At 68.1% G+C, this 26,275-nt stretch carries 21 protein-coding genes, 1 tRNA gene and 1 pseudogene; 8 read left to right on the top strand and 15 right to left on the bottom strand.

Translation table 11 applies throughout. The features are described 5' to 3' along the window. Window positions 1-9: 9 nt before the first annotated feature. The gene (locus OXR60_RS01880; RefSeq protein WP_267393613.1) at window positions 10-519 is read left to right on the top strand and encodes a Smr/MutS family protein; all 510 of its coding nucleotides are present in this window, start codon (window positions 10-12) and stop codon (window positions 517-519) included. Window positions 520-593: 74 nt separating this feature from the next. Here OXR60_RS01880 and dapE read toward each other — a convergent pair whose 3' ends face one another. The 8 genes and pseudogenes from dapE to OXR60_RS01840 form a co-directional block, all read right to left on the bottom strand. After that, complete coding sequence (gene dapE, locus OXR60_RS01875; RefSeq protein WP_267393441.1) at window positions 594-1,712, bottom strand: succinyl-diaminopimelate desuccinylase; 1,119 nt, start codon at window positions 1,710-1,712, stop codon at window positions 594-596. After that, the gene (locus tag OXR60_RS01870; protein ID WP_267393439.1) at window positions 1,709-2,383 is read right to left on the bottom strand and encodes a glutathione S-transferase family protein; all 675 of its coding nucleotides are present in this window, start codon (window positions 2,381-2,383) and stop codon (window positions 1,709-1,711) included. The genes dapE and OXR60_RS01870 overlap by 4 nt, the downstream gene beginning before the upstream one ends. Before the next feature lie 49 nt (window positions 2,384-2,432). Continuing rightward, the gene (yihA, locus tag OXR60_RS01865) at window positions 2,433-3,074 is read right to left on the bottom strand and encodes a ribosome biogenesis GTP-binding protein YihA/YsxC (RefSeq protein ID WP_267393437.1); all 642 of its coding nucleotides are present in this window, start codon (window positions 3,072-3,074) and stop codon (window positions 2,433-2,435) included. After that, entirely contained in the window at window positions 3,071-4,774 is a 1,704-nt protein-coding gene (gene yidC / locus OXR60_RS01860; protein ID WP_267393435.1) for a membrane protein insertase YidC, read from the bottom strand. Before yidC ends, yihA begins: the two co-directional genes overlap by 4 nt. Window positions 4,775-4,790: 16 nt before the next feature. Beyond that, window positions 4,791-5,003 (bottom strand): membrane protein insertion efficiency factor YidD, encoded by a 213-nt coding sequence (yidD, locus tag OXR60_RS01855; RefSeq protein WP_267393612.1) that lies wholly within the window; start codon window positions 5,001-5,003, stop codon window positions 4,791-4,793. A gap of 2 nt (window positions 5,004-5,005) precedes the next feature. Then, window positions 5,006-5,311: pseudogene (rnpA, locus tag OXR60_RS01850) on the bottom strand (ribonuclease P protein component); the annotation flags it as partial. Window positions 5,312-5,328: 17 nt separating this feature from the next. Next, window positions 5,329-5,463: a 50S ribosomal protein L34 gene (gene rpmH / locus OXR60_RS01845; protein ID WP_085809552.1), complete on the bottom strand. Its 135-nt coding sequence runs from the start codon at window positions 5,461-5,463 to the stop codon at window positions 5,329-5,331. 89 nt (window positions 5,464-5,552) lie between these two features. Beyond that, window positions 5,553-5,891 carry a hypothetical protein gene (locus OXR60_RS01840; protein WP_267393433.1) on the bottom strand — a complete coding sequence of 113 codons (339 nt, stop codon included), beginning with the start codon at window positions 5,889-5,891 and terminating at the stop codon, window positions 5,553-5,555. 108 nt (window positions 5,892-5,999) lie between these two features. Here OXR60_RS01840 and OXR60_RS01835 point away from each other — a divergent pair, with 108 nt between their 5' ends. After that, window positions 6,000-7,508: a YifB family Mg chelatase-like AAA ATPase gene (locus OXR60_RS01835; protein ID WP_267393431.1), complete on the top strand. Its 1,509-nt coding sequence runs from the start codon at window positions 6,000-6,002 to the stop codon at window positions 7,506-7,508. Between the two features lie 55 nt (window positions 7,509-7,563). Further along, window positions 7,564-7,648: transfer RNA gene (locus OXR60_RS01830), tRNA-Leu, on the top strand. Between the two features lie 54 nt (window positions 7,649-7,702). On the opposite strand, the gene OXR60_RS01825 is transcribed toward OXR60_RS01830, so the two are convergent. From OXR60_RS01825 to OXR60_RS01810, 4 genes are all read right to left on the bottom strand, one after another. Beyond that, entirely contained in the window at window positions 7,703-10,588 is a 2,886-nt protein-coding gene (locus OXR60_RS01825; protein ID WP_267393429.1) for a PAS domain S-box protein, read from the bottom strand. Between the two features lie 82 nt (window positions 10,589-10,670). Next, window positions 10,671-11,147, bottom strand: coding sequence for a cupin domain-containing protein (locus OXR60_RS01820; protein ID WP_267393428.1), 477 nt, complete (start codon window positions 11,145-11,147; stop codon window positions 10,671-10,673). Further along, window positions 11,144-12,250, bottom strand: coding sequence for a Gfo/Idh/MocA family oxidoreductase (locus OXR60_RS01815; protein ID WP_267393427.1), 1,107 nt, complete (start codon window positions 12,248-12,250; stop codon window positions 11,144-11,146). Before OXR60_RS01815 ends, OXR60_RS01820 begins: the two co-directional genes overlap by 4 nt. Before the next feature lie 88 nt (window positions 12,251-12,338). Further along, window positions 12,339-12,578 carry a LuxR C-terminal-related transcriptional regulator gene (locus OXR60_RS01810; protein WP_267393604.1) on the bottom strand — a complete coding sequence of 80 codons (240 nt, stop codon included), beginning with the start codon at window positions 12,576-12,578 and terminating at the stop codon, window positions 12,339-12,341. 341 nt (window positions 12,579-12,919) lie between these two features. Between OXR60_RS01810 and OXR60_RS01805 the strand changes: the two genes are divergently transcribed. Continuing rightward, a complete protein-coding gene (locus OXR60_RS01805) occupies window positions 12,920-14,266 on the top strand; it encodes a gluconate:H+ symporter (protein WP_267393426.1) in 1,347 nt (448 codons plus the stop codon). A 37-nt stretch (window positions 14,267-14,303) separates the two neighbouring features. Further along, window positions 14,304-14,981: an FCD domain-containing protein gene (locus tag OXR60_RS01800; RefSeq protein ID WP_267393425.1), complete on the top strand. Its 678-nt coding sequence runs from the start codon at window positions 14,304-14,306 to the stop codon at window positions 14,979-14,981. On the opposite strand, the gene OXR60_RS01795 is transcribed toward OXR60_RS01800, so the two are convergent. Both OXR60_RS01795 and OXR60_RS01790 read right to left on the bottom strand, forming a co-directional pair. After that, a complete protein-coding gene (locus tag OXR60_RS01795) occupies window positions 14,978-15,868 on the bottom strand; it encodes an alpha/beta hydrolase (protein WP_267393424.1) in 891 nt (296 codons plus the stop codon). The two genes, OXR60_RS01800 and OXR60_RS01795, sit on opposite strands and share 4 nt — an antisense overlap. Continuing rightward, the gene (locus OXR60_RS01790; RefSeq protein ID WP_267393423.1) at window positions 15,865-16,377 is read right to left on the bottom strand and encodes a gluconokinase; all 513 of its coding nucleotides are present in this window, start codon (window positions 16,375-16,377) and stop codon (window positions 15,865-15,867) included. Before OXR60_RS01790 ends, OXR60_RS01795 begins: the two co-directional genes overlap by 4 nt. 219 nt (window positions 16,378-16,596) lie before the next feature. On the opposite strand from OXR60_RS01790, the gene OXR60_RS01785 reads away from it, so the two are divergent. The 3 genes from OXR60_RS01785 to OXR60_RS01775 all read left to right on the top strand — a co-directional run bounded on the left by OXR60_RS01785 (window position 16,597) and on the right by OXR60_RS01775 (window position 25,835). After that, window positions 16,597-19,620, top strand: coding sequence for a glycosyl hydrolase family 28-related protein (locus tag OXR60_RS01785; RefSeq protein ID WP_267393421.1), 3,024 nt, complete (start codon window positions 16,597-16,599; stop codon window positions 19,618-19,620). A gap of 41 nt (window positions 19,621-19,661) precedes the next feature. Beyond that, window positions 19,662-22,700, top strand: coding sequence for a TonB-dependent receptor (locus tag OXR60_RS01780; protein WP_267393420.1), 3,039 nt, complete (start codon window positions 19,662-19,664; stop codon window positions 22,698-22,700). Between the two features lie 105 nt (window positions 22,701-22,805). Beyond that, on the top strand, window positions 22,806-25,835 hold the full coding sequence (locus OXR60_RS01775) for a glycosyl hydrolase family 28-related protein (protein WP_267393418.1): 3,030 nt from the start codon (window positions 22,806-22,808) through the stop codon (window positions 25,833-25,835). A 7-nt stretch (window positions 25,836-25,842) separates the two neighbouring features. On the opposite strand, the gene OXR60_RS01770 is transcribed toward OXR60_RS01775, so the two are convergent. Further along, window positions 25,843-26,265: a secondary thiamine-phosphate synthase enzyme YjbQ gene (locus OXR60_RS01770; RefSeq protein WP_267393415.1), complete on the bottom strand. Its 423-nt coding sequence runs from the start codon at window positions 26,263-26,265 to the stop codon at window positions 25,843-25,845. Window positions 26,266-26,275 lie beyond the last annotated feature (10 nt).

The raw sequence follows: 26,275 nt of genomic DNA, 5'->3' as shown, positions 1-26,275 counted from the left end.
GCGCGGGTGATGGCGACGGTGACTCCGATCCGCACGCCGCGGCCGGTCGCGCCCGCGGCGGTGCCCAAGGCACCAGCGCCGGTGGCGCCGGCGAAGGTCGTCCCGCGCGCGATTGCACCGGCCAAGCCGCCCCGGCAGGTCGCGGTGACGCCGCGTCCCGCGCCGATCGGGGCGGGCAATCTCGACGGCAGCTGGGACAAGAAGATCGTCCGCGGCATCGTCCAGCCCGATAGTTCGATCGATCTCCACGGCCATACGCTCTCTTCGGCGCACGCCCTGCTCGATCAGGGCCTGGATCGCGCGATCCGCCGTGGCGATCGCGTGCTGCTGCTCGTCACCGGCAAGCCACCGCGCGCCGAAAGCGAGCGGCCCCATGCGCGTGGCGCAATCCGCTCGGCGGTGACCGACTGGCTGGGTGCCTCGCGCCACGCGGATTCAATTGCCGCCGTGCGCGGTGCCCATCCGCGCCACGGCGGGCAGGGGGCGCTCTACATCGTCCTGCGGCGGGGCCGGAGCTAGCGCTTGCCCGCGGCGGGCGTGCTCCCGCACCGGTTGCTGAGGGGCAGTGGGTGCGTCGCCAGATCCGCCGGCCGTTAGCGTGTGAACCGCGCGATCAGATCCGCGTAGATTGCTGTCAGCCTATGCAGATCATCCACTGCCACCGCCTCGTCGACCTGGTGCATCGTCGCGTTGAGCAGCCCGAATTCGATCGTCGGGCACAGCCGCGACAGGAACCGCGCGTCGGACGTCCCGCCAGTGGTCGACAGCGTCGGTACAAGACCGGTGTGCGCCTCGATCGCCGCGCCCATCGTCGCCGATAGTGCGCCAGGCTCGGTGAGGAAGGCCTCGCCCGAGATCCTGGCGGTCACCGTCGCGGCGGGCGCATGGCGGTAAACCACCGCCTCTATCCGCTGAACCAGATCGGCCCCGCGCTGTTCGCTATTGAAGCGGATGTTGAGCCGCGCGGAGGCCTTGCCGGGGATGACATTATGGGCAGGGTTGCCGACGGCGAGGTCGGTCACCTCGATGTTCGAAGGCTGGAACCAGGCATTGCCCGCGTCCAGCACCAGCGCGTCGATCTCGGCCAGCGCCGCGATCAGCCGCGTCACCGGATTGTCGGCGAGCTGCGGGTAAGCGACATGGCCCTGCTGGCCCGGCACCTCGATCCAGAGGTTGACCGAGCCGCGCCGGCCGATCTTGATCGCGTCGCCCAGCCGCTGCGCCGAGGTCGGCTCGCCGACCACGCAGGCATCGGGCGCGATTCCTCGGGCCGCCATGCGCTCGATCAGCACCGGCGTGCCATAGGTCGCCGGTCCCTCTTCGTCGCCGGTGATGATCAGGCTGAGTGTCGCGTTGCTTGACGCTCGTCCGGCGGCGGCGACGAAAGCGGCCACCGCACCCTTCATGTCCACCGCGCCGCGGCCGTAGAGCAGCCCGTCGCGGATCTCTCCCGACCAGGGCGAGCCGGTCCAGCCGTCGCCCGCCGGTACCACGTCGACGTGACCGGCGAAGGCAAGATGGGGTCCGGTGCCGGCGCGGACCGCGAGCAGGTTCTCGACCGGTCCGTCGGGTGCGTCGCCGCTGACGAAGCGGTCGACGGCGAACCCGGCTGTGGCCAGCGCCGCCTCCAGCACGTCGAACACCGGCCCGCGCGCCGGCGTCACGCTGTCAGCGCGGATCAGCGCCTGCGCCAGCGCGACCGGATCGATCACGCCGCGGGGCTTTGCGCCGGCTGCTCATATTGCTCGATCACCCATTCCTCTTCCTGGGCGCCGGCGATCCAGTCCTGCATCCAGGGGTGGCCGAACATCGCGTCCATATAGGCGGTGGCGAAGCGCGCGATCGGCAGCTGGTAGGTGACGATCCGCGTCAGCACCGGCGCGAACATGATGTCGGCCGCGCCGAACTGGCCGAACAGGAAGTCGCCGTCGCCGCCGAAGCGCGCGCGGGCCTGCGCCCATAATTCCATGATCCGGGCGAGATCGGCGAGCACGTCATCGTCGGGGCGCTGGGCGGGAAACACCTGGCGGACGTTCATCGGGCATTTGCGGCGGAGCGCGGTGAAGCTCGAATGCATCTCCGCGGCCATCGACCGCGCCATCGCCCGCGCCGCCTCGTCCGCCGGCCAGAAGCGGTCGCGCCCCACCTTGTCGGCAAGATAATCGACAATCGCGAGACTGTCCCACACCACCGCCTCGCCATCCCACAGGATCGGCACCTTGCCCGAGGATGGCGCGAACTCGGCGCCCTCGCGGCGCCGGTCCCATTCGCCGTCGTACAGCGGCACGACCACCTCGTCGAACGGAAGGCCCGATTGCTTGCAGGCGAGCCAGCCGCGCAGCGACCAGGAGGAATAGGCCTTGTTGCCGATGATGAGCTTCATGACGCCCGGGTTAGCCGCGAGGACGAGACCGGTCTAGCGCCGGATTGTTTCAGCCCAGCGCTTCCAGCACCGCGGCGCGCAGCTCGGGAATGCCCATGCCGCCCTCGCTCGAGGTCACCAGAATGTCCGGGTGTGCCGCCGGCCGCTTGCGGGCCTCGATAGCGGTGCGTTCCGTTACCTCGGCAAGCTCCGACGCCTTGATCTTATCCGCCTTGGTCAGCACGATCCGGTAGCTCACCGCTGCCTTATCGAGCATCTCGAGGATCTCGCGATCGACATCCTTTATGCCGTGACGCGAGTCGATCAGCACCAGCGCGCGCTTAAGCGCCTGGCGGCCGCGCAGGAAATCGTTGACCAGGAAGCGCCACTTTTTGACCACCGCGGGCGGCGCCTTGGCGAAGCCATAGCCTGGCATGTCGACCAGCCGCAGCAGCAGTGGCTCGCCGACCTCAAAGAAGTTGAGCTCCTGCGTCCGTCCCGGCGTGTTCGAGGTCCGCGCCAGTGCGTTGCGCCCGGTGAGCGCATTGAGCAGCGACGACTTGCCGACATTGGAGCGCCCGGCGAACGCCACCTCGGGCACCGTGGCATCGGGCAGGAACTCGAGGCTCGGCGCCGACTTCAGGAAGCCGACCGGGCCCGCGAAGGTCTTGCGCGCGAACTCGATCGCTTCTGGCTCGAAGACATCGGTCACTTGGCAGGCGCAATCTTGAGGCCGGGATGGCGCGCGTAGAGAACCCGCTGCTGGAGGATCGCCAAGCAGTTGGAGGCGATCCAGTAGATCTGCAGGCCGACCGGATAGGAGGCCATCACGAACATCAGCACCCAGGGCATGAACGCGAAGATCTGCTTCTGGGTATCGTCCATCGGCGCCGGGTTGAGCCGGAACTGGAAGAACATCGAGATGCCGAGGAAGATCGGCACCACGCCGATCGCGATCATGTGCGGCGGGGTAAAGGCGAGGAAGCCGAACAGGTTCACCGGAGTTAGCGGATCGGGTGCCGACAGATCCTTGATCCAGCCGAAGAACGGCTGGTGGCGCATCTCGATCGTCACCATCAGCACCTTGTACAGCGCGTAGAAGATCGGGATCTGGATTACGGTGGGCAGGCAGCCGGCGACCGGATTGACCTTCTCGGTCTTGTAGAGGCCCATCACCTCCTGCTGCATCTTGACCTTGTCGTCCTTGAAGCGCTCCTGGATCGCCTTCATCTTCGGCTGGATCGCGCGCATCTTCGCCATCGAGGCGAACTGGCGCTGCGCGACCGGGAACATCAGCCCCCGGATCGTCAGCGTCAGCAGGATGATGGCGACGCCGAAGTTGCCGATCATCCGGAACAGCCAGTCGAGATAGGTGAAGATCGGCTTCTCGATGAACCAGAACCAGCCCCAGTCGATCGAATTGTCGAGCTGCGGCACGCCCGCGGCGGTCTCGTAATGCTGGAGAAGCTTCACCTCCTTGGCACCGGCGAAGAAGCGGCTGGTCTGCGTCAGCGCCTGACCGGCCGCCAGGATCTTGGGCGCGAAGGTGTAATCGGCCTGATAGTTGAGGTTGCCGCCCGAGCGGAACTGGCCGTCAAACTGCGATCCCTGGTCGGGGATCAGCGAGGTCAGCCAATATTTGTCGGTGAAGCCGATCCAACCGCCGGTGGTGGTGAAGCGCTCGCTGCCGGCGTCGACGTCCTTGAACTTGACGCTGTAATCGGCATGGCCGCCATGAACCGAGATCGGGCCGGTGTGGATCTGCCAGGTGCCCGGGTCCTTGGAGACGCCGGCGCGGTTCACATAGCCATAAGGCGCGACTTGTACGGGACCGCGGCCGGCGTTGAGCACGGTCTGCTTGACGGTAAACATATAGCCGTCGTCGACCGACAGCTCGATGCGGAAGCGCTGGCCGGTGGCGTTGGCAGCGTCGAGGTTCACCGGCTTGCCGGGGGCGAGCACGCTCGACGAGGCGGTCCATACCGCATCGGCCGCAGGCGGGTTCAGCCCCTCGTTGCGCCAGCCGAAGCCGGCGAAATAAGCCTCGGGCGCGCCGGCCGGCGACAGCAGGCGGATCGGCGCGGAGTTCTTGGCAATGGTCTCCTTGTAGTTGACCAGCACCAGATCATCGATCCGCGCACCCTTGAGGTTGATCGAGCCCTTCAGCGTCGGCGTGTCGATCCGCACCCGCGGCGCCGCGGCGAGCGCCGCCTGGCGGCTCTGGATCGCCGCGGGCGAATTAGCGGTCGGCTGCGCGCCCTGCGGCGTCACCACGGTCGAGCGACCCTTCTCGATCTTGGTCACCGGCGGGTTCGCCACCGGGAAGAACTTGCCCTGGATCAGCGGCCAGCCGAACAGGATCACCGCCGCGAACAGCGCGAACAGGACGAAATTCTGACGATCGTTCTTCAAGTCGATGCCCCAATGGTCAGGGAACGGGATCGGGTCCGTACCCGCCCCAAGGATGGCAGCGTGCAATCCGCTTCACCGCCAGCCAGCCCCCTTTGGCGGCGCCATAGCGGCGAAGCGCGGTGATTGCATAGGCCGAACAGGATGGCTGATAGCGGCAGGAGGGCGGCAGCACCGCCGATGGGCCAAGCTGCCACCCGCGCGCGACCAGAATCAGCAGGCGAGCGGCGATGCTCACCGCACCACTTTCTTGAGCGCCTTGGCGAGCTCGGTGCGCAGCAGCGCAAAGTCGCGCTCGATGCCGCCGTTGCGCCCGATCAGCACATGATCCGCGCCAGCAACGCCAGCACTCGGCAACAGCTCACGCGACAAGGCCCGCAGCCGGCGTTTCATCCGGTTACGGACCACGGCATTGCCGATTTTTTTGGTGACGGTGAAGCCCACGCGCATCGCGGGGTCACCATCCTGGCGATCGCGCACCAGCAGGACAAAGCCCGGCATCGGTGCGCGTCGCCCCGCATTCGCCGCGAGGAAATCGCGGCGAAGCGAGAGGGTCTTTACGCCGACAGCTTCTTGCGGCCGCGGGCCCGACGAGCGCGGATCACCAAACGGCCGCCCACCGTCGCCATCCGCGCGCGGAAGCCATGACGGCGCGCCCGCACCAGGTTGCTCGGCTGAAAGGTCCGCTTCATGGTTCATTCCTTGGAATCGTCAGAATAGAAAAGGGCCGCCAACGGGGACGGCCTGATGGGGCTGCGCTTACAAAGGCGGCTCGACAAAGTCAACGCGAGCCCAGCATCTTGTCGCGCGCCACCTTGTCGCGCGCCACCTTGTCGCGCGCCACCTTGTCGCGCGCCATCTTGTCACGGGCGTGGCGACGCAGCGCGGAGGGGCGGCGCATGGTGCGATCGATCAGCTGGCCGGTTTTGGGCCAGCGCCGCTTGGCGCGCGCAAACCGAACCTGCGCCCAGCGCGAGTTGCGCAGGATCAGCACCAGGCCGCCGGCGAATAGGAAGATCCCGCCGGGTCCGGGCAGCGGGCCGAGGATCGCGGCGCCGATCATCAGCAACCCGCCGAGAACAAGCTGGGCGTAGCGGCTGACGGGGTGGCGATCCTTCATGCCGCAGCATCTAGGCGCCGTGTGTTACCGGCGCAAGGCACGTAGGCGACCCCAGTATCGCGGCCCGACAATGCCGTTATGCTCGCCGCACAATCCGGGGGGATGATGATGACGGCGATCGTGCAGACCGTGGCGTATCTGGGGCTGGAGGCGCGCGGCGTCGAGGTGCAGGTCCAGCTGATCCCGGGGCTGCCCGCCTTCCACGTCGTCGGGCTCGCCGACAAGGCGGTTGGCGAAAGCCGCGAGCGGGTGCGCGGTGCCATCGCCGCCATGGGCCTGGCGCTGCCACCCAAGCGGATCGTCGTCAATCTATCGCCGGCCGATCTGCCCAAGGAGGGCTCGCACTTCGACCTGCCGATCGCGCTGGCACTGCTCGGCGCGATGGGCGTCGCCGATGTCGAGGCGCTGGCGGATTATGTCGTCGTCGGCGAGCTTGGCCTCGACGCGCGCATTGCCGCTTCGCCCGGCGTGCTGCTCGCCGCCTTGTTCGCCTCGGCGGAAGGCAGGGGGCTGATCTGCCCGGGCCCGCAAGGGGCGGAGGCCGCCTGGGCAGGCTCGATCGAGGTGCTCGCCGCGCCCGATCTGCTGGCGCTGATCAACCACTTCAAGGGCCATGGCCTGCTCAGCCCGCCGGTGGCCGGCGAGGCCGAGCCGGTCGGTCTCGGCCCTGATCTCCGCCAGGTGAAGGGCCAGGAAACCGCCAAGCGGGCGCTGGAGATCGCCGCGGCAGGCGGCCACAACCTGCTGATGGTCGGGCCGCCGGGATCGGGCAAGTCGCTGATGGCCGCGTGCATGCCGGGTATCCTGCCGCCGCTCGACGCCGCCGAGGCGCTCGAGGTGTCGATGGTCCAATCGGTGGCGGGGACGTTGGCGGGCGGGCGGCTGACCCGCACCCGCCCGTTCCGCGCGCCGCATCACTCCGCCTCGATGGCCGCGCTCACCGGCGGCGGCCTCAAGGTGAAGCCGGGCGAGGTCAGCCTCGCGCACCTAGGCGTGTTGTTCCTCGACGAGCTGCCCGAATTCCAGCGCGCGGTGCTCGATTCGCTGCGCCAGCCGCTCGAGACGGGCGTGGTCAGCGTCGCGCGCGCCAACGCCCATGTCACCTTCCCGGCGCGGGTGCAGCTGGTCGCGGCGATGAACCCGTGCCGCTGCGGCCATCTTGGCGACGCCAGCCTCGCCTGCGCGCGCGCACCACGCTGCGCCGCCGATTATCAGGCGCGGGTCTCGGGCCCGCTGCTCGACCGCATCGATCTGTCGGTAGAGGTCGCCGCGGTGAGCGCCGCCGATCTGGTGCTGCCGCCCGCCGCCGAAGGATCGGCGGAGGTCGCTGCGCGGGTGGCAGCGGCGCGCGGCGTCCAGCGCGTGCGCTATCGCGACAACGGCATACGCACCAACGCCGAAGCGGATGGCGAGCTGCTGGAACGCGCCGCGGCGCTCGACGAGCGTGCCCGCACCCTGCTCGCGCAGGCCGCGGAGTCGATGCGGCTGTCGGCGCGCGGCTTCCACCGCGTGCTCCGCGTTTCGCGTACCATCGCCGACCTGGCGGGAGCAGACGGGGTAGGGCGGATCCACGTCGCCGAAGCCTTGAGCTACCGCCGCCGCGCGCCGACCAACTGAGCCGATGCGAGCCAGCTTGCGATGATCGCCAGTTTGTTCTAGCTGATCCGCCGCTGCCCCTGTGGTGAAATTGGTAGACGCGACCGACTCAAAATCGGTTGCCGCAAGGCGTGCTGGTTCAAGTCCGGCCAGGGGCACCATTTGTTCTTCGCCGACATGACGCCGTGGCTCGGCCGAGCCACCCGCGTCGGCGTCTAGTGCTCGATCAGCCCGCGGATGCGGTTGGCTAGCGCGTCGATCGAGAACGGCTTGGTGAGGACGTGCATGCCAGGGTCGAGGTGACCGTGGCTGAGCACCGCATTTTCCGCATAGCCGGTGATGAACAATACCTTGAGGTCCGGGCGGATCGCGCGCGCGGCGTCGGCGACCTGGCGCCCGTTCATGCCGCCGGGTAGCCCGACGTCGGTGACGAGCAGGTCGATGCGCGCATCCGAGTTGATCACCTTGAGCCCGGCGGCGCCATCAGCGGCCTCGATCGCGGTATAGCCAAGGTCGGTCAGCACTTCGACCACGAGCATGCGCACGGTCGGCTCGTCGTCGACAACGAGCACCGTCTCGCCGGCTTCGGCGCGCGGGGTGGCGTCGGCAGCCGGTGTCGGCTCCTCCGCCTCAGCATTGCCAAGGTGCCGCGGCAAGTAGATGCAGACCACGCTGCCCTCGCCGATTTCCGAATAGATGGACACCGAGCCGCCCGACTGTTTGGCGAAGCCGTAGATCATCGACAGGCCAAGCCCGGTGCCAACCCCAATCGGTTTGGTGGTGAAGAACGGATCGAACGCCTTCTCGATCACCGCCGCGGTCATCCCGGTGCCGGTGTCCGACACGGACAGCGAGATGTATTGGCCTGGCTCGAGGCCGCGCGGCTTGGCGGCACGCTCGTCCATCCAGCGATTGCCGGATTCGATGGTGATCCTGCCGCCGTCGGGCATCGCATCGCGGGCATTGATGCACAGGTTGAGGATGGCGTTCTCGAGTTGGCTCGGATCGATCAGGCTCGGCCACAGGCCTGCCGCGTTGACGGTCTCGATCTCGATCGCGGGGCCGACGGTGCGGCGGATCAGCTCCTCCATGCCGTTGACCAGCTGGCGCACGTCGGTCGGCTTGGGGCTGAGCGTCTGGCGGCGCGAGAAAGCAAGCAGGCGATGGGTCAGCGCCGCGGCGCGCTTGGCCGCCCCCTGCGCTGCGCCGACATAGCGTTCGACGTCGCTCTGCCGGCCCTGCGCGATGCGGACCTGCATGATCTCGAGGCTGCCGGAGATGCCCGTCAGCAGATTGTTGAAATCATGGGCAAGGCCGCCGGTGAGCTGGCCGACCGCCTCCATCTTCTGTGACTGGCGCAGCGCATCCTGCGCGGCGACCAGCTCGGCGGTGCGCTCGGCGACCCTGAGCTCCAGCGTCTCGTTGAGCTGGCGCAGCGCTTCCTCGGCGCGCTTGCGCCCGGTCAGGTCGAGCATCGCGCCGATCATCCGCACCGCGACGCCGGTCTCGTCGCGGACGACATGGCCGCGGTCGAACACGTCGGCGAAGCTGCCGTCGGCGCGGCGGAAGCGATATTCCGCGCTCCACAGATCGTCGGTGCCGTCGATCACCGCGTGGATGCCGGACTCCACCGCGTCGCGCTCATCAGGGTGGATGTGGTCGAGCCACCATTCGCCGGTCGGTTCCACTTCGGTGCGGATGTAGCCGAACAGCACGCATATGGCCTCGTTCCAGCCGATGTGGTTGGTGACGAGGTTCCAGTCCCAGATCGCATCATTGGTGGCCTTGGCCGCCAACCGATAGCGCAGCTCGGTTTCGCGCAGCACCGCCTCGGCGGAGCGCCGTTCGGTCTCGTCGCGGGCGATCTTGATGAAGCCGGTGATGCTGCCTTGCGCGTCGTGTAGCGGCCGCACCGAGCCGTTGGCGAAGAAGCGCGATCCGTCGCGGCGCACGTGCCATCGCTCGTCGTTGGCGCAGCCGTCCGCGCGCGCGATGGCCAGTTCCCGGCCGGGCACGCCTGCCGCGCGATCTTCCGGTGTGTAGAGGATGTCCGCGCGCTGGCCGGTGATCGCCTCGGCGGTCCAGCCGAACACCGCCTGCGCGCCCGGCGTCCAGTCGACGATCACATTGTCGGCGTCGGTGGTGAAGATCGAATGGTCGCGGACCCCTTCGACGATGCGGCGGTTGCGCTCCTCGCTGACGCTGAGGTCGAGCTGCGCGCGATGCCCTTCGGTGATGTCATGGCCCTCGACGAAGATGCCGGTCACCGCGCCCGCCTCGTCGACGATCGGCTCGTAAATGAAGTCGAGGTAGCGCAGGTCGGTCCGGCCGTCGGCCCGCTGCAGCTGGAGCGGTGTGTCGCGCGCGACGTAGCGCTCGCCGGTGGCGAACACCTGGTCGAGTCGCTCGAAATATCCCTGGTCGGCCACTTCCGGCAGTACCTGGCGTACCGCCTGGCCGATGACCTCGCGGTCGCCGATCAGCCGGCGGTAAGCGGCGTTGGCGAATTCGAACCGATGCTCGGGACCATCAAGGATGGCGATGAAGCCCGGGGCCTGCTCAAACAGCCGCCGCTGGCGCTCCATGTCCGCCAGGCGCCGCCGCTCCGCCAGCACCTGCTCGGTAATCTCGACGCAGGGACAGAAGAAGCCGGCGACCACTCCCGCTTCGTCGCGCACCGGAGTGTAGGAAAAGGCGAAATGCGTCTCTTCCCGATAGCCCTTGCGGGTCATCATCAGCTGGATGTCGTCCATCTGCACGGGATGACCGGCGTAGGCGCGGGCGACGATTGGGGAGAGATCGTCGTGGATCTCCGCCCATACGTCGAGGATGTCGCGGCCAAGCGCGGCCGGGTGCTTGGAAGCGAGCACCTCGGCATAGCCGCCGTTGTAGAGCAAGGTGCGCTCAGGTCCCCAGGCGACGAACATCGGCTGGTTGGCGGTGAGCAATACCCCCGCCAGCGTCTTGAGCGGCTGCGGCCATCCCTGCGGCACGCCGATCGGCGTAGCCGCCCAGTCGAACGCCCTGATCGCTGCCCCCGTTTCACCACCGTCGATCAGGAAATCAGGGGTCGAAGACCGGCCGGTGGAATTGTTGAGCATGCAAGGCTAACGTTCCGTCTCGGCGGATGGCCCCGCCGCCGCCGGAAAAGGCGTGCGGGGTGCCGGTGCGGTCCGCTGCGGGTCAGCGTCCTGCGGGCAATTTGATCCCGAGCATCACCAGCCGGTCGCCGGTGATGCCGAACCAGTGGGGCGTTCCGGCGGGGATCAGGAAGACGTCGCCGGGCGCGAGCGTGCGGGTGGTGCCGCCGTCGATCCGGTCACCTTCGGTGAGCCCGGGCTGCTTCACCACCGGCGCCACCAGCGTCCCGCCCGAGACGAGCGTGCCCGCACCGGCGACGACCATGACATATTCGCCGTCGCTCGGGTGAACTGCCGGGCGGCCCGGCGCCTTCCAGATTTCCAGCCCGGCAACGGTGGCGCCATCGCGCACGACAGGTTGCCAGGCGAACCCCTGGCCCGGCTTCATCGCCTTACCCATTGCGGCGACCTGGGCGGCGACCTCGCCGGCAGCGGCGAAGCTGGTCGGATCCGCTGCGCTGCCGGGTACCGCCGTCCACGCTAGCGGCAGCAACGCAACTCGTGCGAGCCGCGCGATCATGCCCCGGCTCCAAGGCGGATGGTGCGGCCCTCGCGCGCGGAGCGGTAGATCGCCTCGACGATCCGCATGTCGCGCAATCCTTCCTCGCCCGACACGATCGGCTCGGCCCCGGTGCGCACGCAACTGGCGAGATGATCGAGCTGACCGGCGAACTGGGTCTTGGCGGGCCCCGGCGGCGGCGTCACCTCGCGCTCGCGGCCGTCCTTGCCGAGCCACATCCGGTTGCCGTCGTAGCGGGTCGCGGGTTCGAGCTCGACCCGCCCCTTGTCACCCATCAGCAGCACATGGTTCTGGTTGGCGCTGTACATCGACTGGCAGCTGGCGATCGCGCCCGAGGGGAATTCCAGCGTCCAGTCGAGGATGTCCTCGACCTCGGTGAACCGCGGGTCGCGACGGTCGGTGGATTCGCGCGCGGTGACCGCGATCGGCTCCTCACCGGTCATGTAGCGCGCTGCCTGCAGGCTGTAGATGCCCATGTCCATCAGCGATCCGCCACCCGCCATGGCGCGCTTGAGCCGCCAGGCCGAGGGGCTGCCCTGGGTGAAACCGTGTTCGGAGCGGACGTAGCGGATCTTCCCCGCCGCGCCGCTGCGCGCCAGCCGCATCGCCTCGACATTGAGCGGCTCGAAATGGCAGCGATAGCCGATCATCAGCTTCCGCCCCGCGGCCTTGCACGCCGCGATCATCGCCTCGCATTCCTTTACCGAGACCGCCATCGGCTTCTCGCACATCACGTGCTTGCCGGCCTTGGCGGCGCGGATGGTATAGTCGGCGTGCATCGCATTGGGCAGGCAGACATAGACGATGTCGACGTCCGGATTGTCGCGGATCGTATCGAAATTGGCGTAGGAATAGACCGATCGCGCCGGCAGGCCATGTTCGGCGGCGATGCGTCGCGCCTTGGCGGGATCGCCGCTGACCACCGCGGCAAGCCGGCTGTGCGCGCAATTGGCGAATTGCGGGATGATCACCCCGAGCCCGTAATAACCAAGCCCGACGATGGCATAGCCGAGCGGCCGATCCGGCACCGCGCGCGCCATCCCGCTCGATCCTACCGCCAGCGATGCCGCGGACAGGAGCAGGTCACGTCGTCCCAGTTCCATTCAAGCCTCCACCTAATCCATGCTGATGCATTGTCGTTCCGCGGCGATAACACAGTAGCCGCTGCCGGCCAGTGCGGCATGCGGGGGCCTAGGCCCGGAGCGTCCGGTCCATGCGCTGGGCAGCGACCGCGACCTGGGTGCGGTTGCGGACGTTGAGCTTGCGCATCAGCGCGGTCATATGCGCCTTCACCGTCGCCTCGGCGATGCCGAGATCATAGGCGATCTGCTTGTTGAGCAGCCCTGAATGAACCCCGGCCAGCACCTTCATCTGCGTCGGGGTGAGCTGCGCTCCCGCCGCGGCCGGCTGGTGGCCCTGATCGGTCGGCATGTTGTCGTTCGGTACGATCCTGTTCACGGCCATCTCTCCCATCGCGCGCCCAGCGCCCGTTGGGGCGCTGCCGGTCGTCTCGCCGGTCGGTCGCCCATCTCGACTCACGTCGTGATCCGATCCTAGGCGTATTGGTTGGACAGGTTCAAGCGGTTTGAAGCTCAATCTACCCGGATCAGCAGCAATCTATAGTCATTCTCGATTTTCCTGTCATACAGCTTTGGAGCTTCGACGGCCGCCAAGGTCAGTGGTAAGCCGGTTGGAGGAGGGGTGATGATACGAGAGGATAGCCGTGGGCGCCGTGCGACCGCGACGTTGCGGATCACCGCAGGAGCGCGACCATGATCGCGGCCGATTACCGGCTGATCATCGCCGCGCTGCTCGGCATCGGCCTGTCGATCGTGCTGATCGTGCGCGTCGGCCTCCACCCGTTCATCGCCTTGCTGTGCGGCGCCTTTGCCGTCGGGCTGGTCAGCGGCATGGCCACGGCGGACACCGCCAAGGCGGTGCAGAAGGGGGCGGGCGACATCCTCGGCGGCACCGGTCTGGTGGTCGCGCTGGGCTTGGCACTTGGGGCGATGCTGCAATTGTCCGACGGCGCTGCAGCGCTCGCGCGCGCCGGTCTGCGCTGGTCCGGCGCCGCCCGGGCGCCGTGGGCAAGCCTGCTGGTCGCCCTGGTGATCGGCCTGCCGCTGTTCTTCGAGACCGGGCTGGTGCTGCTGCTGCCGATCGTCGCCACGGCGGCAGCGGCGCTGCCCGATGGCGGCCGCGGCGACGACGCCAAGCTGCGGCTGATGCTGCCCGCGCTCGCCGGCCTGTCGGTGGTCCACGCGCTGGTGCCGCCCCACCCCGGGCCGTTGCTCGCGGTCGACGCGCTCGGTGCCAGCCTCGGCCTGACGATCGGCTATGGCCTGCTCGTCGCGTTGCCGACCGCGATCATCGCCGGGCCGCTGCTCGCGCGGTTCACCGCCCGCGGCGTGGTGCTCGCCACCCCGGCGATCGTCCCGCGCCCGGTGGAGATCGAGCCGCCGGCGATCTGGCGGGCGCTGGTGGTGGTGCTGATGCCGGTGGTGCTGATCGCCGCCGGCCAGGTGGAATCGCTGCTGCCCGCCAGCGTGGCACCGCGCTTCACCTGGCTTGGCGCGGCGAGCAACCCGGTGCTGGCGCTGCTGATCGCGTGCCTGGTTGCGCTGCCGCTGCTGTTCGGCCGCGGCGTCGGCCGGCGCGCCACCCAGGAGGCGATCTGGTCGGAAACGATGAAGCCCGCCGGCGCCATCCTGCTCTCGATCGGCGCCGGCGGCGCGCTTAAGCAGGTGCTGGTCAGCGCCGGCCTGTCCGACCTGCTGGTCCGCGTTGCCGCTGGCGGCGCGCTGTCACCCATCCTGCTCGCCTGGGGCGTCGCGGTGTGCATCCGGCTCGCCACCGGCTCGGCGACGGTGGCGACCATCACCACCGCGGGCATCATGCCGGGCCTGGTCGTCGCCTCCGGCGTGTCGCCGGAATGGACGGTGCTCGCGATCGGCGCCGGCTCGGTGTTCTTCAGCCACGTCAACGATCCCGGCTTCTGGCTGGTCAAGAGCTACCTCGGTACCGATACGCCGGGCACGTTCCGCACCTGGTCGGTTCTGGAGACGGTTGTCTCGGTGGTGGGACTGGTGTTTGTATTGCTCGGCAGCAGCCTGACATGACCGCTGCCAATGCGAACGATGGCAGGGAGATCGGCCGATGAACGACATCCGCCTGGCTGACCAGGCCTATACGGGGATCGTCGCGCTGATCGATGCCGATGGTCTCGGCATCGGCGATCGCCTGCCTTCGGAGTCGCGGCTCGCCGAGATGTTCGGCATGTCGCGGACGATGGTGCGCGAGGCGCTGGTGCGGCTGGCGTCGGATGGCATCACCGAGGCGCGACGCGGCGCCGGCTCGTTCGTCAAGAACCGGCCGTCGGATCGCCTGGTCGCCTACATGCCGCTCGCCGAACTGTCGGCGACGCTCGGCACCTATGAGGTGCGCTTCGTGCTCGAGGCGGAGGCATCGCGGCTCGCCGCCGCGCGCCGCTCGGCCGCCGAGATGGCCGCGATCGATGCGGCGCTGGCGGAGCTTCGCACCGCCTTGCTGTCGAGCGCCCCGGCGCATGACGAGGACATGGAATTGCATCGCCGGATCGTGCTCGCGACCGCCAATCCGGCGTTCCTGCTGGCGTTCGAGGCGCTGTCCGGCGAGATCGACCGGATCATGCGCGCCGGCGTCGATATCTCGCGGTCACGCCCGCCCGAGGTGATCGGCGCGATGATGCGCGAGCATGAGACGATCGTCGACGCGATCCGCGCCCAGGACGCCGACGGCGCCGCGCTGGCGATGCGCTGGCATCTGTCGGAAGGCCGCAAGCGGTTGATGCCCTAGGGCGTCGGCCAGCTGCTCGGCGTGGCCCGTCCGTCGTGCCGCGCGACCAGCCAGCCGCCGTCCGCCAGCCAGTCGGCGAGCCGGTCGGGCCAATGCTGGAGCGACACCCGCTCGGTGTGCATCGCCACGTTGAAGCCGTGATCGGTGTCGGCAAACAGGTGGAGCTCGGCCGAAACGCCGGCGGCGCGCAACTGCTGGTACAGCGCGAGCGTCGGCGGCGCGCAGCACGCGTCCTGCGTCCCGGCGACGAGGAACGCCGGTGGCGCTCCGGTGACGGCGCGGGCCGGGATCCCCAGTGGGCCGGGATAGGCCAGGATCTGGAAATCGGGCCGGGCACTGACGCGGTCGATCGCGTCGAGCGGTGCGGTGCCTGCGGGCGCCGGGTTGTCGGCGACCAGCGACACGAGTTCGCCCCCCGCGGAGAAGCCCATCAGCCCGAGGCGATGTGGATCGATGTGATAGTCGGCGGCATGCGCCCGCACCCACCGCACCGCGCGTCGAGCATCGGCGGCGGCATCGGTTTCTATCCCGTACGATGATCCCGGCTCACGCGCGAGGCGGTATTTGAGCACGAATACCGTGATTCCGAACCGGTTCAGCGTCCGCGCCGGCATCACGCCTTCGTTCACCCACACCAGCATGCGATGGCCGCCGCCGGGGATCACGATCACGCCGACGCCGTTGGCGTGTGCCGGATCGGCGGGGAACACCGTGACCGAGGGGGCATGGACGTTGCGGATATAGCTGTTCTCGACGATCTCGGCCTCGCCGCGGTGGGCGGCCGAGCCGGGCGCTCCCTGCGGCCAGATCGGAACCGTGATCTGCGGCGTCGCCCGAGCGGGCGCCAGCACCGCCGCGGCAGCGATGGTCAGCATCGCGCGAATCATCGATCGGCGCCTGATTGTTGGAGCCACGCGAGCACCCGCCCGCACAGCACCGCCGGCGCCGCGCCCGCGTCGAACGCCATCGCCCGTTCCCCCGCCGCAGGCCGTTCTAGCGTCTGCAGCTGGCTGTCGAGCAGGCTCGGCGGCATGTAGTGGAGCGGGCGATTGGCAATGCGGCGGCGCAGTTCGTCGCGATCATTGTCCAGCAGCACAAAGCGTGTCGGGGCAGGGATCGCGGTGATCAGCCGGTCGCGGTAGCTGCGCCGCAAGGCCGAGCAGGCGGCAACCGCCAGGCCGCCATCCGCCACGGCTCCCGCGATGGCGGCGCCGAGCCGGTCGAGCCATGGCCAGCGATCGTCGTCGGTGAGCGGATCGCCGTGGCTCATCTTGGCGATCGCGGCAGCGTCGTGGAAGTCGTCGCCCTCGAGGAACGGGCAGCCCAGCGTCTGCGCGAGCGTGCGGCCGAGCGTCGATTTGCCGCTGCCGCTGACGCCCATGATGATCACTGCCATCGGGGCGAGCGCCGCAGGAGTGGTTGACGGGTGCAAGCCTTGTCCTCGCTGGCTGGTCGCGCCGAACCACGAGCCGGCCGGCATGATGCCCAACCCATTAGCGAGGCGGCGGGTTGCCGGGAACTACGACCATCGTCGCGGATGCCAGCCACGCCGTGCCGGCGTAACCACGATTCCGACGAGGCGCCGCGATGCGTCCTTGCTTGCTGGGGTGGATGCGTGATCGGCTTGAAGGCTCTTTTGTTGGCGGCGACCGGCCTCATTGCAGCGCTTCCTGCGACCGCGGCGACGATCGGCTCGACGCTGCTTGCGCGTCCCGACGATCCCCATGCGGTGACGGTGAAGGCCAGGGGAGACGGCCGCGCGGATGACAGCGATGCATTGCAACGCGCGATCGACGCCGCGCGCGATGAGACCGGCCATGGCATCGTCTTCCTTCCCTCGGGCCGCTACCGGCTCACCCGCAGCATCCTGGTGCCGCAGGGCGTGCGCATCTTCGGCGTCGGCCCCACCCGGCCGCTGCTGGTGCTCAGCGACAACACGCCGGGGTTCCAGCAGGGCGTCAGCACGCTGATTGTGTTCACCGGCGGCGATCAATATGACGTCGGCAAGGTGCCCGTGCCGGTGCCTACCGTGGTGCCGCGCAGCGACAAGGTGCGCGACGCCAACTCGGCGACCTTCTATTCGTCGATGAGCAACGTCGACGTCGAGATCGGCGCCGGCAACCCCGCCGCCGCCGCGGTGCGCTTCCGCGTCGCCCAGCATGGCTTCCTCAGCCACATGCGCTTCCGCCTCGGCTCGGCCTTCGCCGGTGTCTATCAGGCCGGCAGCGTCATGGAGGACGTCCACTTCGAGGGTGGTCGCTACGGCATCGTCAGCGAGAAGACCTCGCCGGCGTGGCAGTTCACGCTGATCGATTCGAGCTTCGACGGCCAGCGCAACGCGGCAATCCGCGAGCATGAGGCCGATCTGACGCTGGTCAACGTTGCCTTCCGCAACGCGCCGGTCGGGATCGAGATCGATCGGGGTTACAGCGACTCGCTGTGGGGCAAGGACGTCCGCTTCGAGCACATCGCGCGCGCCGGGGTGATCATCTCCAACGAGGCGAGCACCTTCACCCAGATCGGCTTCGACAACGCCTTGGCGGTCGATACGCCGGTATTCGCCCGCTTCCGCGACAGCGGCCGTACCATTTCCGGCAAGCCCGGCGCCTATCGCGTCGCCAGTTTCAGCCATGGGCTCGCGGTGCCGGGGCTCGGCCGGGTCGGCAAGATCGCGACCAAGGCGGATATCGCGCCGCTGCCGGCGATGCCGTCACCCCGCGCCCCAGCAATCCGCGCCTATCCGGAGGTCGCGGCCTGGACCAACGTCCGCAGCCTCGGCGTCAAGGGCGATGGCCGCACCGACGACAGCGACGCGATCCAGCGTGCGATTGACACCCACCGCGTGCTCTATTTTCCCACCGGCTTTTACATGGTCCGCGCGACGCTGCGCCTCCGTCCTGACACGGTGTTGCTCGGCCTCCATCCCGCGATCACCCAGCTGGTCATCCCCGACGACGATCCCGGCCACGCCGGTGTCGGCGCTGTAATGCCGATCCTGGAGACGCCGAAAGGGGGCGACAACATCGTCGCCGGGCTCGGGCTGTTCACCGGCCGGGTCAACCCGCGGGCAAGCGCGCTGCTGTGGCGTTCGGGCGCTGGCAGCCTGCTCGAGGACGTCAAGATCATGGGCGGTGGCGGTACCCCCACGGCGGACGGCAAGCCGCTTGGCGCCCGCAACGCGCACAGCGGCGATCCCGTCGCCGACAATCGCTGGGACGCGCAATATCCCAGCATCTGGGTGACCGATGGTGGCGGCGGCACCTTCGCCGACATCTGGAGCCCCAACACCTTCGCCCAAGCCGGCTTCTACGTCTCCAACACCGAGACGCCGGGGCACGTCTACGAGCTGTCGGTAGAGCATCACGTCCGCAACGAGATCGTGCTCGATGGTGTCGCCAATTGGGAGTTTCTGGCGCCGCAGACCGAGCAGGAAGTGGGCGAGGGGATGGACGCCGTCTCGCTCGAGCTGCGCAACACCCGCAACGTCCTGTTTGCCAACTATCACGCCTATCGCGTCACCCGCACCTTCCACCCCGCCGCAACCGCAGTGAAGCTGTTCAACGCGGCCGACATCCGCTTTCGCAACGTCCACGTAAACGCCGAGAGCGGCTTTGCCACCTGCGACGCCAACGGCTGCGCGACCTATCTGCGCGCAAGCAAATTCGCGTTCGACAACGCCATTCAGGACAAGACGCACGCGCTTGAGGTGCGCGAGCGCGAGTTCGCGACGCTTGACGTGCCCGCCGCGCCGCCGCCGGTGACGCCGGCGACCCTCGGCACGCCGGTGAAGAAGCTGGCAGGCGATTTCTGGTCGATCTCCGGCGGCGCGGTCGGCGCCGATGGCGCGCTCTACTTCATCGAGCACCGCTTCCAGCGTATCTATCGCTGGACCGAGGCGAGAGGGCTTGAGGTGGTGCGCGATGCCGCGCTCGATCCTGTCAACCTTGCCGTTGATGGATCGGGCAAGCTGCTCGTGCTGTCGTCGTTGGGCCCTGAAGGCAGCGTCTATGCGCTCGTTCCCGACGGGGAAAAGGCCGCGCTCACCGCCATCGCGCCGACCGCGGCAGCCGATCATCCCGGTGCGCGGACGCTGGTGCCGGTCAATTGGTGGAACAATGGCGAATTCCGCGATCAATATAATCCGGCCAGCGACCATTTCACCACGCTCGCCGAGATGTTCGCGCGGGACGTCGGAACGCCGAAGGCGCTCGACTATGTCTCACCCGACGGCAGCCTAGTGCTGCCGGCGTTCCGCGTCCTCCAGCAGGGCCCGCCCGATCATGCCGGCTGGCGCTGGTCCGACACGCTCCAGGCCTATGGCTTTGTCGCAGCCAGGCCCGGCGAGCGATTGTTCGTCAGCAACGGCTCCGAAGGCGTCACCTACAGCGCCCGGCTCGGCAAGGGCGGCGCGCTGGTCGATCTCAAGCCGTTCGCGGCCCGCGGCGGCGAGAGCGTCGCGACGGACGGGCAGGGCCGGGTGTTCATCGCCAACGGCCAGGTCTTCGTCCACGCCGCCGACGGCCGCGAGATCGGGCGGATCGACGTGCCCGAGCGCCCGCTGCAGCTGCTGCTCGGCGGCGCGGACCATCGCACGCTGTTCATCCTGACCCACCACACGCTGTTCGCCGTGAGGGTGTGACCGACAATCAAGAATATAAACAAGACAGGTGAGGAACTGCCATGGCCCAGATCACACGACCCCGCCGCCATATTCTGCTCGGTGCGAGCCTCGCGCCGTTGATCGCCGCCGTGCTGGCGCTCCCTGCTGCGGCACAGACGACACCACCGGTAGCCGCGAACGGCCTGCCGACCACGACCGAGACCGCCGACCCCGCCGCGCCCGATCAGATGACCGCACCCGCGACGCTGCAGACCGATCAGGCGGCCGAGACCACCCGGGCCGCCGGCGGTCCCGACATCATCGTCACCGGCTCGCGGATCACCTCCAGCGGCTTCAGCGCGCCGACGCCCACCACCGTCATCGGCGCCGCCGAGATCGCGCGCAACGCCCAGCCCAACATCTTCACCACCATCGCCCAATTGCCCTCGCTCCAGGGCTCCACCGGCACCACCACCGGCACCAATAGCACTTCGAGTGGCACTCAGGGCCTCAGCTCCTTCTCGCTGCGCGGGCTCGGCACCATCCGCACGCTGACGCTGCTCGATGGCCAGCGCGTGGTCGGCGCCAACGTCACCGGCGTCCCCGATATCAGCCTGTTTCCGCAACTGCTGGTCCAGCGCGTCGACGTCGTCACCGGCGGCGCCTCGGCATCCTACGGGTCGGACGCGGTCGGCGGTGTCGTCAACTTCATCACCAACAAGCGGTTCGAGGGCTTCAAGGCCAACGTCCTTGGCGGCGTCTCCACCTATGGCGACGATCGCCAGATCCTCGTCCAGGCGGCGGCGGGCAAGGCGTTCCTCAACGATCGCCTGCACCTCATCGTCAGCGGCGAATATGCCCATGAGGATGGCATCGAGGCCGGTGGCTTCGGCGAAGACGCGCCCGACAGCCGCGACTGGTACACCACCGCGACGCTGATCAACCGCGGCATCACCAACGACGGCTCGCCGCAATATCAGTATCGCGAGCATGTCCAAGCCTATCAGTACACCAAATATGGGCTGATTTCCGCCGGCCCGCTGCAGGGCACCGCGTTCAACGCCGCCGGCCAGCCATTCCAGTTCGCCTACGGCTCCAACGGCGTGCCGGCCAAGAATGCGGCGGGTACGGTGAGCGGCTGCTACATCGGCTTCTGCGTCGGCGGCGACCTCTCGGGCAATGTCGGCATCGGCACTACGCTGCAGTCGAGGCTCGATCGCTACAACGGCTATGGCCGGATCGGCTTCGACATCGATGCCGACAATGAGATCTACGCCACCGTCAACGTTGCGCAGGTCGATACCAGCAACCAGCCCAACCCAGGCGCCGCCAAGTCCGGCCTGACGCTGCAATGCTCAAACCCGTTCGTGCCCACCTCGATCCAGGCGGCATGCGCGGCGAGCGGCATCACCCAGTTCCAATATGGCGTCAGCAACGCAATCCTGCCCAACATCACCGTCTATCCCACCCGCAAGCAATATCGCTTCGTCGGTGGCGCCACCGGCCGGGTGCCGGTGCTCGGGTCGCAATGGCGCTATGACGTCTATTACGAGCATGGCGAGAACATCACCGACATCAACGTCGACAACATCACACTCACCCCGCGCTACAATGCCGCGATCCAGGCGATCACGCTCAACGGCCAGATCGTTTGCGCCAGCGCGGTGGCGCGCGCCAACGGGTGCGTCCCGATCAACATCATCGGCGGCACACCGCCATCGGCGGCGGCGCTCGCCTATATCGAGCCCGCTGCCGGCCCGCGCCAGCACACCCGCCAGACCCAGGATGTCGCCAGCGCCAGCATTTCGGGCGAGCCCTTCTCGCTGTGGGCCGGGCCGGTGTCGGTCGCGACCGGCGCCGAATATCGCCGCGAATTCTACCACGTCACCGGCGACCCTTACGGCAATGGCGTGTCGGACGAGAGCCCGTACGATACCAACTACCCGGCCGATCCGGTGCTCAACACCATCGGCAACAATTGGTACGCCGGCAACTACCACAATGGCCGCGGCAGCTATAACGTGCTCGAAAGCTTCCTCGAGCTCAACGTGCCGTTCCTGAGCTCGGCGACGTTGGGCAAGGCCAACCTCAACGTCGCCGGCCGGGCGACGCGCTACAGCACCTCGGGCACCGTCTACACGTGGAAGATCGGCGGCACCTGGGACACGCCGCTCGACGGGTTCCGGATCCGCGCGGTCACCTCGCGCGACGTCCGCGCGCCCAATCTGTCTGAGCTGTTCGCGGCACCGATCTCGGTCACCGTCCCCAACTTTACCAATCCCTTCAACAACACCGCGGTGAACATCATCCAGAACACCACGGGCAATCCTAACCTCCGTCCGGAGGTGGCGCGCAACACCGAGGTGGGGCTGGTGCTCGCCCGGCCGAGCTGGCTCCCCGGGTTCAGCGTCTCGGTGGACTATTACAAGATCAAGCTCGACGGCGTGATCTCGGCGTTGAGCGCGCAGCAGCAGGTCAATCTCTGCTTCTCGGGCGTCACCGCCACCTGCGGCTCGTTCAACCTCTCCGACCCTGGCGGCAACAACTTCGTCACCGTCCAGCCGTTCAACCTCGCGTCCATTTCCACCGACGGCATCGACATCGAGGCAAGCTACCAGTGGCGCGACCCGCTGGGGATCAAGGGCAACTTCTCGCTGCGCGGGCTCGCCACCAACGTCCGCAGCTTCATCACCGACACCGGGCTGCCCGGCACCATCCCGATCGACAGCGCCGGTGCCAACTCGGGCAACACGCCCAAGTGGAAGTGGCTCGCGATCGAAGGCTATGACAATGATCGCTTCAGCTTCACCCTGCAGCAGCGCTGGTTCAGCGACGGCGTGATCGGCAATCAATATGTCGTGTGCGGCACCGGCAATTGCCCGGTATCAACGGTCAACAGCCCCACCGTCGATTACAATTTCATGCCCGGCGCCTTCTATTTCGACGTGGGCGGATCCTACAACATCGCCAAGAAGCTGACCGCCTATTTCAAGGTCGACAATCTCTTCAACCGCGATCCCGCACCTTCGCCGCAGACCAACACCGGGGTGGACGTCAACCCGGCGCTCTATGACGTGATCGGGCGGATGTTCCGGCTCGGCGTCCGCTACAATTTCTGATCCTTCTGCGCTTCTGCGGCTGGTGTCGACCACCGCCGGGGCGCTACTTCTTCCCCCAACTGTCCCGGCCATGTGCCGGGACTTTCGTCTATCAGGAGATCGGCCATGCAGCGACGCAACGGAATAGGGGCGGCGGCGCTTATCGGCCTGTTGCTGGCCAGCACCGCCCCGGCGATGGCGTCGACGTCGTCGCTGCAGACCGCGCCCGACGATCCCCGCGCGGTCACCGTCGCCGGCAAGCGCGACGGCCGGGCCGACGACTCCGCCGCGCTCCAGCGCGCGATCGACGCCGCGGCCGCCAAGGGCAGCGGCGGTATCGTCTTCGTGCCGTCGGGCCGCTATCGCGTCACGCGCACCATCTTTGTGTGGCCCGGCGTGCGGGTGTTCGGCGTCGGCGGGACCCGGCCAGTGCTGGTGCTCGGCGACTCCACCCCCGGCTTCCAGCAGGGCGTCGCCAACATGGTGATCTTCGCCGGCGCCCACCGTGGCCAGGTGCCGCGGGTGCCGTTCCCGCCACCCGGCAGCGTGCCGTTCGATCCGACGATCGCCGACGCCAATCCCGGCACCTTCTATTCGGCGATGAGCAACATCGATGTCGAGGTCGGCCAGGGCAATCCGGCCGCCGCGGCGATCCGCTTCCATGCAGCGCAGCACGCCTATCTCAGCCACATGGACTTCGATCTCGGCTCCGGCCTCGCCGGGCTCTACCAGGTCGCCAACGTCGGTCAGGACCTGCACTTCCGCGGCGGTCGTTATGGCATCCTTACCGAAAAGCCGTCGCCTGCCTGGCAGTTCACCCTGCTCGATTCGAGCTTCGACGGCCAGCGCGACGCTGCGATCCGCGAGCATGAGGCGGGGCTCACGCTCGTCAACGTCACGATGCGCAACGCGCCGGTCGGGATCGACATCGACCGGGGCTATGGCGACTGGCTGTGGGGCAGGGACGTCCGCTTCGAGAATATCGCCCAGGCGGGCGTGGTGATCTCCAACGAGAACAACGTCTACACCCAGATCGGCTTCGAGAACGCCTTGGCGTCGAACACCCCGGTGTTCGCGCGCTTTCGCGACAGCGGCAAGACGGTCGACGGCGCCGGCCCGGCCTATCGGGTCGCTACCTTCAACTACGGCCTGGCGGTGCCCGGGCTTGGCCAGACCGGCCATTATGCCACCGTCGTCAAGGCGGCGGCACTGCCCGCGCTGCCGGCGCCGGGCGCGCCTGCGATCCGGCCGCTGCCGGCCACGACCGACTGGTTCAATGTCCGCGAGGCCGGCGCCCGCGGCGACAACAAGACCGATGATACCCAGGCGATCCAGCGCGCGATCGACACGCATCGCACCGTCTATTTCCCCGCGGGCCGCTACATCGTCAGCGACACGCTGCGGCTGCGCGCCGACACCGCGCTGGTCGCACTTCATCCCAACCTCACCCAGATCATCCTGCCCGATCGCACCCCGGCGTTTCAGGGCGTCGGCGCGTCCAAGCCGCTGATCGCCTCCGCCGAAGGCGGCGCGGCCATCGTCTCCGGGCTCGGCCTGTTCACCGGCGGGATCAACCCGCGCGCCACCGCCTTGCTGTGGACCGCCGGCGCGAATTCGCTGGTCGATGACGTCAAGTTCCAGGGCGGCCACGGCACCGATCTTGCCGACGGCACCCGCTTCGTTCCGTACAACGCCAACCACAGCGGCGATGCCGATCCCGCCAAGCGTTGGGACGCGCAATATCCGAGCCTGTGGGTGACCCGCGGCGGCGGCGGCACCTTCAACAACATCTGGAGTCCCAACACCTACGCCCAGGCCGGCTTCTACGTCTCCGACACCGACACCCCCGGCCACGTCTATGAGATGTCGGTTGAGCATCACGCCCGCACCGAGATCGCCTTGAACCGCGTCGCCAATTGGGAGCTGCTCGCGCCGCAAACCGAAGAGGAGGCGGGTGAGAGCCAGGATGCGGTGTCGCTCGAGATCCGCGACAGCCACGACATCCTCGTCGCCAACTATCACGCCTATCGGGTCACCCGCTCGCTCAAGCCTGCCGCCGCCGCGGTGCGGCTCTACAATGCCCGCGGCATCCGCTTCCGCAACGTGCATGTGAACGCCGAAAGCGGACTCGGCACCTGCGACGAGAATGGCTGCGCCACCTATCTGCGCGCCAGCAAATATCCGTACGAAAATGCCGTCCAGGACATGACCAGTGGTCTGGAAGTGCGCGAGCACGAGTTTGCGACCCTCGATGTCGGCGCAGCCACCCCGCCGGCCAAGGCCGCCGCGTTCGCCGGCAAGGTCACCAAGCTAGCCGGCGGCTTCGATGCCGCCGGCGGCGGCGCGGTGGATGCGGCGGGCAATCTCTACTTCGTCGATCGCAAAGCGCAGCGGATCTACGGCTGGTCGGCCAAGGGCGGCCTGTCGATCGTGCGGGATACATCGCTCGATGCGGTCAACCTGGCGGTGGATCGCTCGGGCAATCTGATGGTGCTGTCGTCCGATGGGCGAGAGGGCACCGTCTACAGCTTCAAGCCGGGAGGGCCCGAGACGGCGCTGACCGTGATCGCGCCGACCGCGGCGGCGGACCACCCGGGAGCCACCGTGGCGCTGCCGGCGAGCTATTGGAATAATGGTGAGTTCAAGGATCAGCTCGATCCCGCGACGATGCGCTACCCTACGCTCGCCGACATGTTCGCGCGCGACGCCGCCTTGCCCAAGTCCCGCGCCTATGTGTCGCCCGACGGCAGCCTGGTGCTGCCGGCCTATCGCACCTTCCAGCAGGGTCCGGCGGATTTCAGGGGCTGGCGCTTCTCCGATGCGCTCGACAGCTACGGCTTTGTCGCCGCCAGACCGGGCAGTCGCGTGTTCGTCACCAACGGCTCGGAGAATAAGACGTATAGCGGCCTGCTCGGCCCGCGCGGCGAGCTCAGCGCGCTCAAGGCCTTCGCGAACCGCGGCGGCGAGAGCGTCGCGGTCGATGGTCGGGGACGGGTATTCGTCGCCAATGGACAGATATTCGTCTATGCCGCCGATGGCCGTGAGATCGGCCGGATCGACGTTCCCGAGCACCCGCTCCAGCTGGTCGTCGGCGGCGCGGAAGGCCGCAGCCTGTTCATCCTGTCCCATCATGGCCTCTACGTGGCCGGCATCTGAGCAGCCGCTAGCGCGCTTCGCCGATCAGGTGGAGCGCGATCGTCCGCCGGTGGGGATGCCGGCGGTGCTCGAACAGATAGATGCCCTGCCACGTCCCCAAGGCAAGCCGGCCGCCGATCAGCGGGATCGACAGCTGCACCCCGGTGAGCGCAGTGCGCAGGTGCGCCGGCATGTCGTCCGGCCCCTCGTCGTCATGTTCGTAATGCCGGCTTTCGGGCGTCAGCGCGGCGAAATACGCCTCCATGTCGCGTCGCACCGCCGGCGCTGCATTCTCCTGGATCACCAGCGAGGCGGAGGTGTGGCGGCAGAACAGGGTGAGCAGCCCCTCGGTCAGCCCCTGGCGATCAACCCAGTCGACGACGTCGCGGGTGAAATCGATCAGCCCCTGGTGCCGGGTGTCGATGGCGATGATGGTGGTGGCCTGCTGCATCGGGCTGTCA

It is taken from the genome of Sphingomonas sp. GC_Shp_5 (genome assembly GCF_026540855.1).
In the GTDB taxonomy this organism is placed as follows: Bacteria; Pseudomonadota; Alphaproteobacteria; order Sphingomonadales; family Sphingomonadaceae; genus Sphingomonas.
Note: the sequence above shows the minus strand (reverse complement) of the source record. Positions and strands in the feature narration are given on the sequence as shown.